Source organism: Psychrobacter sp. 28M-43 (assembly GCF_014770435.1).
Classification (GTDB): Bacteria; Pseudomonadota; Gammaproteobacteria; order Pseudomonadales; family Moraxellaceae; genus Psychrobacter.
On record NZ_CP061739.1, the window covers coordinates 1,064,858 to 1,080,202 of the forward strand.

Annotated in this window: 15 protein-coding genes; 9 read left to right on the forward strand and 6 right to left on the reverse strand. The window is 43.1% G+C overall.

The window, feature by feature from the left end; genetic code table 11:
- Positions 1-294 precede the first annotated feature (294 nt).
- The 8 genes from IEE84_RS04615 (at position 295) to dcd (ending at position 8,137) form a co-directional block, all read left to right on the forward strand.
- Complete coding sequence (locus tag IEE84_RS04615) at positions 295-1,635, forward strand: short-chain fatty acid transporter (protein ID WP_191115026.1); 1,341 nt, start codon at positions 295-297, stop codon at positions 1,633-1,635.
- A 267-nt stretch (positions 1,636-1,902) separates the two neighbouring features.
- Entirely contained in the window at positions 1,903-2,616 is a 714-nt protein-coding gene (locus IEE84_RS04620) for a CoA transferase subunit A (protein ID WP_191115027.1), read from the forward strand.
- Between the two features lie 141 nt (positions 2,617-2,757).
- Positions 2,758-3,387: a 3-oxoacid CoA-transferase subunit B gene (locus IEE84_RS04625; protein WP_191115028.1), complete on the forward strand. Its 630-nt coding sequence runs from the start codon at positions 2,758-2,760 to the stop codon at positions 3,385-3,387.
- Positions 3,388-3,528: 141 nt separating this feature from the next.
- The gene (locus IEE84_RS04630) at positions 3,529-4,329 is read left to right on the forward strand and encodes a 3-hydroxybutyrate dehydrogenase (protein ID WP_191115029.1); all 801 of its coding nucleotides are present in this window, start codon (positions 3,529-3,531) and stop codon (positions 4,327-4,329) included.
- Positions 4,330-4,525: 196 nt separating this feature from the next.
- Positions 4,526-5,749, forward strand: a complete 1,224-nt coding sequence (gene apbC, locus IEE84_RS04635) for an iron-sulfur cluster carrier protein ApbC (RefSeq protein WP_191115030.1) — start codon at positions 4,526-4,528, stop codon at positions 5,747-5,749.
- Between the two features lie 64 nt (positions 5,750-5,813).
- Complete coding sequence (locus tag IEE84_RS04640; RefSeq protein WP_191115031.1) at positions 5,814-6,251, forward strand: hypothetical protein; 438 nt, start codon at positions 5,814-5,816, stop codon at positions 6,249-6,251.
- A 12-nt stretch (positions 6,252-6,263) separates the two neighbouring features.
- On the forward strand, positions 6,264-7,433 hold the full coding sequence (locus IEE84_RS04645) for a DUF2804 domain-containing protein (RefSeq protein WP_191115032.1): 1,170 nt from the start codon (positions 6,264-6,266) through the stop codon (positions 7,431-7,433).
- 128 nt (positions 7,434-7,561) lie between these two features.
- On the forward strand, positions 7,562-8,137 hold the full coding sequence (gene dcd, locus IEE84_RS04650) for a dCTP deaminase (RefSeq protein ID WP_058024138.1): 576 nt from the start codon (positions 7,562-7,564) through the stop codon (positions 8,135-8,137).
- Between the two features lie 149 nt (positions 8,138-8,286).
- Here dcd and IEE84_RS04655 read toward each other — a convergent pair whose 3' ends face one another.
- From IEE84_RS04655 to IEE84_RS04680, 6 genes are all read right to left on the reverse strand, one after another.
- Positions 8,287-8,724 (reverse strand): ClpXP protease specificity-enhancing factor, encoded by a 438-nt coding sequence (locus tag IEE84_RS04655; protein ID WP_102078541.1) that lies wholly within the window; start codon positions 8,722-8,724, stop codon positions 8,287-8,289.
- 132 nt (positions 8,725-8,856) lie between these two features.
- Positions 8,857-9,471, reverse strand: coding sequence for a glutathione S-transferase N-terminal domain-containing protein (locus IEE84_RS04660; RefSeq protein ID WP_058024136.1), 615 nt, complete (start codon positions 9,469-9,471; stop codon positions 8,857-8,859).
- A 195-nt stretch (positions 9,472-9,666) separates the two neighbouring features.
- Entirely contained in the window at positions 9,667-10,380 is a 714-nt protein-coding gene (locus IEE84_RS04665) for a cytochrome c1 (protein WP_191115033.1), read from the reverse strand.
- Complete coding sequence (locus IEE84_RS04670) at positions 10,380-11,585, reverse strand: cytochrome b (RefSeq protein WP_191115374.1); 1,206 nt, start codon at positions 11,583-11,585, stop codon at positions 10,380-10,382. The genes IEE84_RS04665 and IEE84_RS04670 overlap by 1 nt, the downstream gene beginning before the upstream one ends.
- Positions 11,586-11,607: 22 nt before the next feature.
- The gene (gene petA / locus IEE84_RS04675; RefSeq protein WP_057759305.1) at positions 11,608-12,192 is read right to left on the reverse strand and encodes a ubiquinol-cytochrome c reductase iron-sulfur subunit; all 585 of its coding nucleotides are present in this window, start codon (positions 12,190-12,192) and stop codon (positions 11,608-11,610) included.
- A gap of 521 nt (positions 12,193-12,713) precedes the next feature.
- Positions 12,714-14,657 carry an ATP-binding cassette domain-containing protein gene (locus IEE84_RS04680; RefSeq protein WP_191115034.1) on the reverse strand — a complete coding sequence of 648 codons (1,944 nt, stop codon included), beginning with the start codon at positions 14,655-14,657 and terminating at the stop codon, positions 12,714-12,716.
- A gap of 231 nt (positions 14,658-14,888) precedes the next feature.
- Here IEE84_RS04680 and IEE84_RS04685 point away from each other — a divergent pair, with 231 nt between their 5' ends.
- The gene (locus IEE84_RS04685) at positions 14,889-15,146 is read left to right on the forward strand and encodes a SlyX family protein (RefSeq protein WP_191115035.1); all 258 of its coding nucleotides are present in this window, start codon (positions 14,889-14,891) and stop codon (positions 15,144-15,146) included.
- The last annotated feature ends 199 nt before the right edge of the window (positions 15,147-15,345 follow it).

The window sequence follows — 15,345 nt, forward strand, 5'->3', positions numbered from 1 at the left end:
ACTCATAGACTGCTAATCATTAATACCTCGACAATTTAACTCCTGCACAGCGTTGACCCACATGCGCTGATGGTTATTTTCTAGTCGCTACGAAAATAATATGTTAAGTTAGCACAAGTGTTTCACGCATGATATAGCGAGATAGAATGTATTGTTATGAACGCCAATGTAAAATATAATGCTTGCCCTTTATCAGACGTAGTGGCAGTAACCGCACTCCACTCTGATAAAAGTTTAACAAAGCCTTAATAACAACTCTTAAAACCAAACATCAAATTTACAAGGAATGTGAATATGTTTAGTGCCATCACTAATATGAGCGTGCAGTTAGTCAATCGCTATCTACCATCCCCATTCGTATTTTCGATCGTTTTGACCCTTATCGCGTTTGCTGTAGGACTGGCTACTACTGGCCAGGATATGATTGCTATGGCAGGGCACTGGGGCAACGGACTATGGTCATTACATAGCTTTGCCATGCAAATGGCGTTGGTCCTAGTAACCGGTTATGCATTTGCTAGCGCACCATTTATTCAGCGCTTATTGGACAATCTCGCTAGTAGAGTCCACTCTCCTACGACTGCCATTATCGTATCAACCTTGGTTGGTCTGGTCGGTTCATGGATAAACTGGGGTTTTGGTTTAATCATTGGGGCAATCTTTGCAAAGGCACTGGCCAGAAAAGTGGCTAACGTCGATTATCCTTTGCTTGTCGCGGCTGCCTATTCAGGCTTTGTAATTTGGCATGGCGGTTTTTCAGGTTCGATACCGCTGACACTTAGCTCGGGCGGTGATACGCTACTGACGCTGTCAGGCAATACCATGACCGAAGCAGTGCCTTTATCGCAGACGGTATTTGCAGGCTACAACATGCTGCTAGTAGGTTTACTTATCGTTATTTTGCCACTCGTCAATCGCTTTATGCATCCTAAAAACCCTACAGTTATTGATCCTAAACTGATCAAAGAAGAGATCTACGTCGCGCCTCAAAGAGACACACCTGCACAAAAGCTAGATGATAGCCGTATTATCGCTGTCATCTTATTGGCCTTAGCACTGATGTACTATATCAGCGAGTTTGGTAGTAACGGTTTTAACCTAGGGCTAAACATCGTCATTGGGCTATTCTTATTCATAGGTTTGCTATCGCATGGCACGCTAGAGCGTTATTATCGCGCCGTACACTCAGGGATAGGTGGCATCACAGGTATTGTGCTATTGTTCCCGTTCTACGGCGGTATCATGGGCATCATGACGGGTGCTAATGCAGATGGTATCTCTATCAGTACGCAAGTGACCGAATTTTTTGTCAATTCAGCTTCCGCAGACAGTTTTCCAATCTTTGCCTTTTTAAGTGCAGGTCTGGTCAATGTCTTTGTACCGTCAGGCGGTGGGCAATTTGCCGTACAAGGCCCTGTTATGATTCCCGCTGGTATTGAGCTGGGTGTGAATCCAGCCATTACTGCGATGGCGATTGCGTGGGGTGATGCATGGACTAACATGATTCAACCGTTTTGGGCGTTGCCATTATTGGGTATCGCAGGTTTGGATGCACGCGCTATCATGGGTTACTGTCTGATAGTACTGGCAGTCTCTGGTGCCATTATCATGGGCGTGTTCTGGCTATTGGTATAGTCATTCCACTATAAAAATATTACTGCGTTAACCTCGCTTGAAGTATTTAATATACATCTACACTCGGTTGCCTTGTACTATTTTTAAATTGAATCGACTATATGGCGTTATAACGCTTAAAAGAAAAATAAGCATGATGAATTTTCACTGTTAGATTTTATTAAAAGCAACAATCAAACGGATAATTGAGATATTTAATTCAGCATTAGGGCATGTCCTAATATATGCACGGATTAAAAATATAAATAACAGTCATAGGAGACAAGCATGAGTCAGTCAAAAGTATATAACAGTGCCGAAGAAGCGCTAAAAGGCGTCGTTAGTGATGGGCAAACGCTCGCAATCGGTGGATTCGGTCTATGCGGTATTCCAGAAGCATTAATCGAAGCGCTGCGTGATAGCAAAGTTAAAGAGCTTACTTGTATCAGTAATAACGCTGGTGTCGATGACTTCGGTCTAGGGCTATTGCTACAAACACGTCAAATCAAAAAAATGATTTCATCTTATGTGGGCGAAAACAAAGAGTTTGAGCGCCAGTATTTGGCAGGCGAGCTAGAGGTTGAATTGACGCCACAAGGTACATTGGCTGAGAAATTGCGCTCAGGCGGTGCTGGTATTCCTGCGTTTTATACCGCAACAGGCGTAGGTACATTGGTCGCTGAAGGCAAAGAAACTCGTGATTTTGATGGTCGAACTTATGTGCTTGAGCATTCATTGCGCGCAGATGTCGCACTAATCAAAGCACAGAAAGCCGATAAAGCGGGTAATTTGATGTTCAATAAAACCGCTCGTAACTTTAACCCAGACTGTGCAATGGCGGGTAAAATCACCATTGTTGAAGTCGAAGAGATTGTAGAGACGGGTACATTTGATCCAGATGAAGTACATCTACCGGGTATCTTTGTTCAACGGATTGTATTGAATGCCAGCCCTGAAAAGCGTATCGAAAAAACCACGACTAAAGCCGTAGAAGGCGCGTAAATAAACACGTAGTCGACGCTTAATCGTACGTGAAATCAATAGTTAATTTTAGATGGATAATAGTTTAGACAGCCAATTGATTCGATAACTGGCTGTCTAAATGAATAAAAATAGAATATCGCAAAAAATAAGGAAATCAGCATGGCATGGACAAGAGAGCAAATGGCGCAACGCGCCGCACAGGAATTACAAGACGGCTATTACGTGAACTTAGGCATTGGTCTGCCAACGTTAGTCGCCAACTATATTCCTGAAGGTGTGGATGTGTGGTTACAATCAGAAAACGGCTTACTAGGGATTGGCGAGTTTCCAACAGTAGATAAAGTCGATGCTGACTTGATTAATGCTGGCAAGCAAACGGTCACAGCAGCGCCAGGCTCCAGTTATTTTAGCAGCTCAGAGTCTTTTGCAATGATTCGCGGTGGCCATGTTAACTTGGCGATATTGGGTGCGATGGAAGTATCAGAAAATGGTGATTTGGCTAATTGGATGATTCCAAAAAAGATGGTCAAAGGTATGGGCGGTGCGATGGACTTGGTTGCAGGCGTACAGCGTGTGATTGTATTGATGGAGCAAGTTAATAAACACGGCGATCCAAAAATCTTGGCAAACTGTGAGCTACCATTGACGGGTAAAGGCGTGGTCGATCGTATCATCACTGAGCTTGCTGTATTAGACGTTACTGATGAAGGCCTAAAACTGGTTGAGTTAGCAGATGGTGTGAGCTTTGACGAGCTACAAGAAAAAACACCAGTAAGTATTACTCAGTAAACTTTGTACAGTAAAGTGACTGTCCTAAGATTAATATATTTTCTCCCGCAAATAAATACGCCACTATGATTATAGTGGCGTATTTGTTCAGTTCAATTTTATAAAAACTAATAATATTTTAGACCATGATAAGGAATATGTATGGCGACCCAATTAGAACAAGATTTGACAGGCAAAGTAGCATTGGTCACTGGCTCTGCAAGTGGTATCGGGCGTGACATCGCTGAAACTTATGCAAAAGCAGGAGCAGCGGTTGGTATTGCTGATATCAACCTTGAAGCGGCACAAAAAACCGTCGATGCTATTGAATCTGCTGGTGGACGTGCTCTGGCGATTGCCATGGATGTTACCTCAGAAGATGCAGTAAACGATGGTGTACAACAACTAGTTGATACTTTTGGTAGTATTGATATTTTGGTTTCTAATGCTGGTATTCAGATCATTGATCCAATCGATAAAATGGCATTTAGCGATTGGAAAAAAATGCTGAACATCCACTTAGATGGCGCTTTTTTGACCACTAAAGCCGCGATTAAGCACATGTATAAAGGTGATAAGGGCGGCACAGTTATTTATATGGGCTCTGCTCATTCGCATGAGGCCTCATTATATAAAGCCCCTTACGTGACTGCTAAGCATGGACTACTAGGACTGTGCCGTGTATTGGCGAAAGAAGGTGCAGCGCATAAGGTACGATCGCATGTGATTTGCCCAGGATTTGTCAAAACGCCATTGGTCGAAAAACAAATCCCAGAGCAGGCAGCTGAAAAAGGCATCAGTGAAGAGTCAGTTATTAACGATATCATGCTGGTTAATACCGTAGATAAAGAATTTACGACAGTAGAAGATATTGCCCAATTGGCGCTATTTTTAGCGGCTTTCCCAACCAATGTATTCACTGGACAATCTATCGTGGCCAGTCATGGTTGGTTTATGAATTAATATATGTACAACTTGCATATACCACGACGTCAGACCTACTGGCGTTGTGGTTTTTTTATGCGTCCAATTCAGCTACACTGTCACGATAGAAGGTTTGGCTAAGATACTCATTAACGCTATCGGTTGCGATATACGCAATGAGACGACTTGAGCGATTTGCCAGATCTACCCACTTGTATAGGCCATAATAGTAGCTATGTTTAACTTTATGAAGAAAAAAACCACAAAAACCGAGACGCCTCAGCAGCAGGCAGAGCGTGATAGTGCCGTCGACAAAGTCCTACTTGGATATGAAATAGGTGCTGTCAGTATTGCCACGATGGTCACAGGGCTTGAGCGTGATGGTGAAGCACTTACCTTAGACCTGCGTTTGCCAAAAGATAGCAACCCTGAAGTTATCCAGCAGGAGCTTGGGCAGTTGCTACATCCGCATGGTATTACCACGATTCATATGAACGTGCGTCTGCCTGCGCCAGAAAAAGGTTCAGGCTCGAGCTTACCAAAGCAGATGCCAAAGACAACCAATGCGATGGACTCCCAGCCTTCATCTGGCGCTAATAACAATGCTAGTAGCACTAACGCTGAGCCACCGATTACAAAAGCTGCACCTACCCAAGCATCGTTGGCCGCGCATCCTCGTATCCGTCATATTATTGTCGTGGCATCAGGTAAGGGCGGTGTTGGTAAATCGACAACGACGGTCAACATCGCACTAGCACTACAGAAGCTTGGTAATCGCGTTGGTGTGCTAGATGCAGATATCTATGGTCCTAGTATGCCAACGATGCTAGGCGTTGCTGATGTGAAGCCGCAACTAGAAAACGAGCAATTCGTACCAGTCGATGCGCATGGTATGGCAATGCTCTCTATCGGTAGCTTGCTCGATGGAGATAATACTCCTGTCGCATGGCGTGGACCGAAGGCAACGGGTGCATTGATGCAGCTATATAATCAAACCAATTGGCCGCAGCTGGACTATCTAGTGATTGATATGCCACCAGGTACGGGTGATATACAGCTGACATTAGCGCAGCGTATTCCAGTCACAGGTGCTGTCATTGTCACGACACCGCAGCATGTTGCCTTGCTCGATGCGCAAAAAGGCGTTGAGATGTTTAACAAGACCAATATTCCTGTGCTTGGCGTGGTTGAAAACATGGCGCTACATACTTGTAGCAACTGCAACCACACCGAAGCAATCTTTGGTACGGGTGGCGGTGAGTTTATCGCTGAGAAATATCAGGTACCACTATTGGGTCAGCTACCACTTGCCAGTGGCATTCGTGCACAAGTGGATAAAGGTGTGCCAAGCGTCTTAGCTGATGATGAGTTTGCGACCTATTATTTGAGCATTGCCAAAAATGTCGAAACCAATATCAATAAATTCGCAAAGCCTGTCGATGATAAGCGAATTTTTTGATAATGGAGAAGTAGCCTAAGCTAGCGACTTTTAAAGTGAATGTATTGTCTAAAAAGAGGGTATTTTGAACTTATCTATTTATCAAAGCCATTTAGACAATACTCCCAAGCAGTATAGAGTCTTACGATTATTTCGCCCGCCGATATACATCATTGAACTCTTAAACAATCAGTTGATTGCCGTTTGCTACTACAAAGATGGTAGTAGCAAACGCTATCAGATTAATGCTGACTTTAGCAATCGCCGAATGGTAATTGCCGATTTTAACAAATTCACAAAGGCTCTCGCTGAGCTGTTAAAAAAGTTTCCAAGACACTTTTTATGGGTAAGTGCGCTTGCATCAATCAATGTTACAGAAACACTAGCAGATGGATTAACCAATATTGAAGTTAAGGTGATAACTGAAGCATTTTTTGTGGGTTCTGTACAGGCAAAAAGAAGAATTTTACATAGCACCGTTAGCTATCAAGGACAGATAGTACCTTTAGGCAAATTTGGCTAGGATGCCGATATCATGAATAAAAGCCACGACAAACCGTATACTGCCGCAAACTTAAAACTGGCAAATCTCGAATATCTTATCCAAAATGGTCAGCCTGTTTTTGGTGTCTTCTCCCAAGTCAAAAGTATCAACTACTTAGACTATCATAGTCATCTCATTTCACAAAAATCCTTACCTAACTGGCGTAAAGAACTAAAAGCCAACCAGTTCTGCTTCATTCAGATACTCCAGCCCCCTTATAGAGTGTGCCTCGCGCTCGCAACGATTAAGCTTGCGACTAGTGCTTTCGTTTACATTTATAATGAGGATACTCAGCAGCTAGAAGTCTGTGAGGCGCTACAGCCTTTGAAGCATCATACGCACTTAGACGGTGATGGTTATCAAGGGCAGATGGCATTTACACATACAAAGCTCAGCGTCACCTTGGATTTTAGTCCTGCTCAGATGACTATTGCGCTCGACAGTCAGTATGTTGCAATAACGGCAGCGTTAGCACGAAGCGCACAACCGTTAGCCATATGTACGCCGACTGGTAGGCGTGGCTGGACGTTTACGCAAAAAGAGCCGTTGACCGCACTATCTGGGCATTTACTCATTAAAGCCAAGTCAAAATTTCGTACTGATGCTCCTGATGCTCCTGATGCTCAACCTCAAAAAATAAAATTCACCGATGCTACTATTGCCAATCTAGATTGGACGCTCGGCTATATGCGTCATGAGACCAATTGGTTTTGGAGCTGTATCACTAGCTATTTGTCAGATGGCCGTCGCTTTTTGCTCAATCTGTCTATGGGTGTCAATGAGACAGGAGCCGGTGAAAATGCTTGTTGGCTTGATGGGCAGATATTCTATTTACCACCCGTTATGTTTGCTCGTGAGGATTCAAATATTCGATCAAGTCAGCCAGACAGTCTTGAGCCAAGCATAGAAAGTGTAGAAAGTGATGCTAGCGCCACAAAGCCGTGGCGTATTTATCATCAAAATCTCGGGTGGAGCAATGTCGATATTGATTTGAGCTTTACACCGATTACCGTTTATAAAAAGACCGATAATTTTGGTGTGATAGCCAGTATCTTTGAGCAGTGGATAGGTTTTTATAGTGGTGAAATTCGAATAAGAGATGAAGTTATTAGGCTTGATAATGTCATGGGGCTCGCAGAAGATCATTTTGCCAAATGGTAGTTTCTGAGATATAACATGGGGGTAAATGAGATTATTGGCTGTATTCAGTTTTAAGTAGCCGCCCCTCTATAAATCTAGCCGTCAATTCCGTATAATCGTCGCTATTAAATATTTGCTAAGGAACAACAATGTCTATCAAGTCTGACCGCTGGATTCGTAAAATGGCTGAAGAGCACGGCATGATTGAACCGTACGAGCCGGGTCAAGTGCGTTTTAATGATGCAGGCGAGCGTTTGGTTAGCTACGGCACCTCAAGCTACGGTTATGATGTGCGCTGTGCTCCTGAATTTAAAGTTTTTACCAACGTACATTCAGTGGTCGTTGATCCTAAAAACTTCGATGATAAAAGCTTTATCGATATCGTTGGTGACGAGTGTATCATTCCACCTAATTCGTTTGCTTTAGCTCGTACTATGGAGTATTTCCGTATTCCGCGTGATGTATTGACTATTTGCCTAGGTAAATCAACGTATGCGCGTTGCGGTATCATCGTCAACGTGACGCCACTTGAGCCAGAGTGGGAAGGGCACGTTACTTTAGAGTTTAGTAATACCACCAATCTGCCAGCCCGTATCTATGCTGGCGAAGGCGTTGCGCAAATGCTGTTCTTCCAAAGCGATGCTGATGATGTCTGTGAGACCAGTTATAAGGATCGTGGTGGTAAATACCAAGGTCAGCGCGGCGTGACACTGCCAAGAACCTAATCAGTAGGTGTCCGTTTAAAAGCTTATCAGTTATAGAAAGTTAATAAGCCTTTAAATAGTTAATAAAAAAGCTAGTCATATTAAATATGGCTAGCTTTTTTATTGTGTTAAAGAGAACTGGTCTAAGGTTCTATTTACTTCCAGAATTTTTATTTTAGGACCTTTAAACCCGCTTTATTATCGCGCTTTGGTTTAGGTGCTTTAGCAGGACTGTTGTTAGACATTGGTGCTGAGTCGTCTTCTGGCTGATAGTTGTCATACTCTTTTGGATCAAAGAACATCCCTTGTGAGTTCTCTTTAGCATAAATCCCCATCACAGCAGTAAGAGGTACCCAGATTTCTTGTGAGACGCCACCAAAGCGCGCACTAAAATGAATATAGTCATTTTCCATGCTCATGTTACCCGTAGCACGGCTAGCGATATTTAATACAATACGACCGTCTTGCACATGCTCGGTTGGTATTTGCACATTGTCAGCGGTAGCATCGACCATCAAGTATGGCGTCAGAGCGTTGTCTTCTATCCATTGATATAGTGCGCGTACCATATAAGGACGGGTAGGTGTAATAGAGGTGGTTTCGCTCATCTAATGATTTCCTATACTAATAATTTTTAATAATGAAAAATATCTCGTTTAGCAATTTATCAAATGACAGATGCTAATTAACGTCTATCTTATTTATACTTTATTTTAGGACAGCTTTTGATACTTGTCTAATCAACGCACGCTTTTTTGGAAGCTACTGCGCTCAAACACTCTCGTTTGGTATTCAAACAATGGACGGCTAATGGCACGTGGCAGCTCAATACCCATCTCGTCTAATCGCCATAATAGTGGTGCTAATAACACGTCACACCAACCAAACTCATCAGCCATGAAATAAGGCTTATGAGCGAACAGCGGTGACAGAGTGATCAACGAGTCACTGAGCTGTTTTTTGGCAACGGCAGCCTGTGCTTTATTAAAGCTATCTGGATGCGTCAACAAGCGCTTGCCTAGTACTAACCAATCACGCTGAATGCGCCAAGCCAATTGGCGAAACTGTGCACGCTCTTGCGGTGTCTCAGGGAGCAGTTTATTTGTGTGATAGCGTTCCTCAAGATACTCAAAAATGACATTAATCTCATAAAGCGCAATCTCACGCTGCTGCAAAACAGGCAAGGTATGATAAGGGTTTAGCTCAGTCAAATCTTCAGGGCGCTCAGAATGTAAGCGAGACAAATAGTAAGCGAGCTTTTTTTCTTCAAGTAATAGGCGTACCACATGACTGTCGTAGCCGTCATCAGCATACAAAATTAGCTGACTACTTGGAATGTCATTCGCATCAATCATGAAAGCCTAATGTTAATAGTGAAGGTTGTCATCGTAAACAAACTCGCAACGTTTATCAAGGTAGTGTACGTAAACATTAGTGCTGAGCGACTTATTTTCCGGCTTATCTAGTATTTACACTTTATATCAAGGCACAAAAAAGCACTACCGAAGTAGTGCCTTTTTTATTTCTAAAAACTATCTGCTGACTATGACTTATTTGACATCTTTCCAGAATTCTTTATTCAATAAGTAAACTGGGATGAGCAGTACTAATAAGAATAGAATTACGAAGAAACCAATGACTTGACGGTCGTGACGAGCAGGTTCACCCATCCACGCCATAAAGTTAACCAAGTCACCAACTTCAGATTCAAACTCTTCTTGGCTCAACTCTTCTTGCATGTTATGCAAAACATGAGGCATCGCTGCATTGGCCAGTACTAAGTTGTTTGCACCCCAAGGACGGCTTGGATCTTCATAGAACGAAAGTAGGTAAGTATATACCCAGTCGTCGCCACGCAGACGTGTCTCAAGTGATAAATCAGGAGGCGCTGCGCCAAACCAAGACGCTTGAATTTCAGGATCGATCTCAGCAGTAATGTGGTCACCGATTTGATCGGTAGTAACCATCAAATACTTTTCGACTAACTCAGGCGGTATCTCTAAATCTTGTGCAATACGAGAATGACGAACATATTTGGCTGAGTGACACCCAGCACAGTAGTTCATAAAGATTTTTGCACCGTTTTGTAGTGAGCCCTTATTGGTAAAATCAATAGGAGCAGTACTACAAGCCAAATGCTCTTCAACGCCTTCAGCATTAGTAAACGTGCCGCAACCACTGCCTTCAGCCATTGCTGTACCAGCAGTCAACGTCAATGCCGCGCCTAAGCCTAGACCAACTAGGGATTTAATTAGCGTGCTCATTAGTGACCTCCGGTAACGCGTTCTGGTGGCTGTTTGCACTTCTCAATGGCAGTGTAGAATGGCATCAGCAAGAAGAACAAGAAATATAGAATCGTAAATATACGAGCCATCAAGGTCGCTGTTGGAGTCGTTGGGGTTGCACCCAAGTAGCCTAGTACGACAAAGCTAATCGCAAATACTGTTAAAGCAATCTTAGACAATATGCCTTTATAGCGTATAGAACGTACTGGTGACCTATCCAGCCATGGTATCAAGAATAGTACGGCAATTGCAGCACCCATCGCGACGACACCGCCAAGCTTATCAGGAACCGCACGTAAGATAGCGTAGAACGGTGTGTAGTACCAGACTGGTGCAATATGTGCTGGTGTTTTCAGTGAGTTCGCTGTCTCAAAGTTTGGTGGCTCAAGGAAGAAACCGCCGCCTTCTGGGAAGAAGAATACCACTGCAAAGAAACAGATAAAGAATACTACGATACCAACCATGTCATGCACGGTGTAGTACGGATGGAATTCGATACCGTCTAATGGCACACCATTTTTGTCTTTTAGCTTTTTGATGTCGATACCATCAGGGTTGTTCGAACCCACATGGTGCAACGCCACAATATGCATAAATACTAGGCCCACGAGTACTAATGGAATAGCAACAACGTGTAGAGCAAAGAAACGGTTTAGGGTAATACCAGAGATGATATAGTCACCACGTACCCATTCAGCAAGGCCATCACCAATAACAGGTAATGCTGCAGGTAAGTTCAAGATAACCTGAGCACCCCAGAATGACATGTTGCCCCAAGGTAGTAGGTATCCAAAGAAACCTTCTGCCATAAGTGCGAGGTAGATACCCATACCGATAAGCCAAATAAGCTCACGAGGTTTTTGGTATGAACCATATAGCAAGGCTCTAAACATATGCAGGTATACAACGACGAAAAACGCAGATGCGCCGGTTGAGTGCATATAGCGAATGAGCCAGCCACCTTTTACATCACGCATGATGTATTCAACAGACGCAAATGCCCCTTCGGCACTTGGGTTGTACATCATCGTAAGCCATATACCAGTCACCAATTGGTTGACCAATACAATCATTGATAGCACGCCAAAGAAGTACCAAAAGTTAAAGTTCTTTGGTGCGTAGTACTTTGACATATGGTATTCATAGGTTTCGGTCGCTGGAAAACGCGCGTCCACCCAATGCATTAACTTTTTACCCATACTCATATTAAGCCTCCCCAACCGTCAAGATGGTACCATCCATACCATATTCTGGAACGGGTAAATTAAGTGGTGCAGGGACGCCGCTATATACGCGACCTGCTAAGTCATATTTTGACCCGTGACACGGACAGAAAAATCCGCCGTACCAATCATTACCACCTAAATCCACCGCGCCCACATCAGGACGGTAGTTTGGTGCACAGCCCAAATGTGTGCAAACGCCTTCGACAACCAATACGGTTGGATCTAAAGAGCGAGTAGGATTTTTACAATATTCAGGTTGTAGAGACGCATCAGATTCAGGATCAGATAATAGAGGTTTGACTGACTCTAGTCCTGCAACCATGTCTTCGGTGCGCTTAACCACATAAATAGGTTTACCACGGTATTTGACGACGATCATTTGTCCATCTTCGATAGAACCAATGTCTTGGGTCACTGCAGCCCCTGCAGCCTCAGCTTTAGCGCTTGGGTACCAAGAACGGACAAAAGGTGTCGCCACGGCAGCTACCCCAGCTGCACCAATCGCGGCAGTTGAGGCAATAAGAACTCTACGGCGTTGTACATTAACGCCTTCGGCTTGGCTCATTAATACTTCCTCCAGGTGAATGAAATGGGATTATCCCACACTGGGTTTGTGGCTTAGAAAATATACAATATCAAGCCACTTTAGCTGTGCCTAATTTTGCTAATTGTTGCTATTCTAAGCTATTTCGGTGATAAAATAAATTATTGCGTTAAAAATAAAGCAACCTCAATAGGACATATTAGAAGGTTGAATATGACAATCAAACCAAAACAGTTGGATTATCAACGTCTAACGCTAACTTTGCTTTAACAAGGATTATGATGTGATGACCTTATAAATAATAAGGATTTTCAGCAATAGCGAATGATACTTTAAATTAAGGTAATGTTCACTAACTTTCACCATCTAACTACTTTGTAAGTTGCTGTAAAACAAATAACACCACTCTACATAATAAAGTGGTGATGTCTTCACAATGATTAATAAGGTTTTGTCAGGCTATCAGAAATTGGTTTATTGAAATAGGCAGTGCAAAATACATATGTGATATTCCAATAAACTCAGCTAGAGAGTTGCCAATACTAGCCTTCAAGCTCGCTCCAACGTTCAAGCTTGTGCATCATCTCATCTTCGATGGTTAGGAGACGCTCACTAGCAGCTGTCGCCGCATCAAAGTCAGTATTGAACCAAGAGCCATCGGCCAGCTTTTCTTGCAATTGAGCTTGTTCGGCTTCGAGTGCAGCGATTTCTTTTGGCAAGTTATCCAGTTCGCGTTGATCATTATAATTTAGCTTTTTGGCTGCCTTATTTGGTTTCACTGCTGCGCCAGACTTGTTTGTCGCTTTATTACTAGCTGCATTGTTGGCAGGTGCTTTGGCAGCACGGGATGCTTCTTCGCGGTTCTTTTGTACGAGGTACTCTTGATAACCACCTACATACTCACTGACCACTCCTTTACCGTCTTCATCTTCGCCAAACACCCACGTAGAGGTAACGACGTTGTCCATGAATGAACGATCATGACTGATTAGCAAAATAGTACCACCGAAGCTGGCGACTGATTCTTCTAATAGCTCAAGTGTTGCCATATCCAAATCGTTGGTCGGCTCATCGAGTACCAAAATATTGGCAGGTTTCAATAACTGTTTGGCCAGTAGTACTCGGTTACGTTCACCACCAGACAAGGCTTTGACAGGTGTGCGTGCGCGCTCTGGGGCAAATAAGAAATCTTGCAAGTAGCTCATGATGTGCGTCTTACGGCCGCCAACTTCTACAAAGTCAGAACCTTCCGAAACGTTTTGCGCAACGCTTGCTTCAAGATCCAATTGATCACGCAACTGATCGAAAAAGGCGATTTTTAGATTAGTACCTAATTCGACGCTACCAGACTTGGTCACTTCATCATCAGACATGTCGAGTAGGGCTTTAATAAGCGTAGTTTTGCCAGCACCGTTAGGACCGACAATACCAATCTTATCGCCACGCATAATAGTGGTCGTAAAATCATCTACTAGTACGTTACCATCATATTCAAGATGTAAGTTTTTAACTTTACAGACAAGCTTGCCGCTTTTCTCGCCTTGACCCATTGTGATGTTTACATTGCCCACTTGCTCACGGCGATCACTACGCTCTTCACGTAAGGCTTTTAATTCACGGACACGGCCTTCGTTACGGGTACGACGGGCCTTGATACCTTGGCGAATCCAAACTTCTTCTTGTGCCAGTTTTTTATCAAAGTTGGCATTGTTCTTTTCTTCAGCCTGTAACTGTAGCTCTTTTAGCTCTTGATAGCGCGCGTAACCACCTTCGCCTTGCGTCACGTCATAGCTGGTCAATTGGCCACGGTCAAGCTCAATAATGCGAGTCGATAGTTTATTCACAAATGCTCTATCATGAGTCACGAACAACAACGTCAGGCCTTGCCAATCAAGCAAAAAGCGCTCTAACCATTCGATACTTTCAACATCCAAATGGTTGGTTGGCTCATCTAGGAGTAGTACATCAGGCTTAGTAACTAGCGCACGAGCAAGTAACACGCGGCGTTTACGACCACCAGATAGTGATGATAAGTCGTCTTCTGGATTAAGGCCCATGGTCGTAATCAGACGCATGGCATCGCGTTCTAAGTCCCAACCATGTACCGCATCGATATCATGTTGTAGGGTCGCCATATGCTCACAGGCATCCATATCGCCATTCGCGCACATATCGACTTGCTTATTATAGTTAATGAGCAAATCAGCTGTGCGACGACTGCCGCCCATAACGATGTCTAATATGCGACCGCTAGTTTCAGGAACGTCTTGTTCTAGCATCGCTACACGCATGCTACTGTTGGTAATAATCTCACCACTGTCAGGCTGCAATGAGCCATTGATCAGTTTAAACAAAGTGGATTTACCTTCGCCGTTGCGACCAATCAAGCACACACGCTCGCCTGTATTGATAGAGAAATCAACACCATCAAGAACAGGCGCGACGCCAAAGGCTAAGTGAATGTCTTTTAAATGAATCAGTGCCATAGAGTATCTTAAGCTTATATAATAGTGAGGTAGGGGTTGTTGCAAAATTGCCTGCAGTATAACATGCCACCGCGTCACTGTAGTGCGAGTAAATAGTTTTATCAGTACTATTTACTGCTTTTACTAACTGCTGCTATTCCATGACTATGTTCGTAGATTTATCGCTAATCTACAGCACCCCTTAATAATCCATTCTTTCACTTTAATACTTACTATAATTTAGAGAAAAATATGAACCAACCTAAAATTACAGATGATACTTCTGATATTCAAAATGATTTGCAAGCCCAAGTAATCGATTTGCAAATGAGTCTCGCGCATCTTGAAGTGACCGTCGAACGACTGGATGACGTAATTACGCGACAAGACAAAGATATTCATACGCTGCAACGTCAACTACAGCTGATTTATAAACAGATTGAAGGTCAGGATACGGAAAATGGTATTGCACCGTTCGATGTAATGGCAGACAGACCGCCACATTATTAATAAGTAGAATTTGGAAAGAAAAGCTTTTAATAACGGAAAATATATACATATTTTCATATATAGATACTGTCTGATGACTATGTGGTCATAACATAGAAATAATGTGTTTTCGTAGTTGTTTTAGTGTTAAAAAATCTTTACTATCTTCCAACTCGGATACTGCTTATCTATGAAAATTAGGTATGACAGTAAAACAATG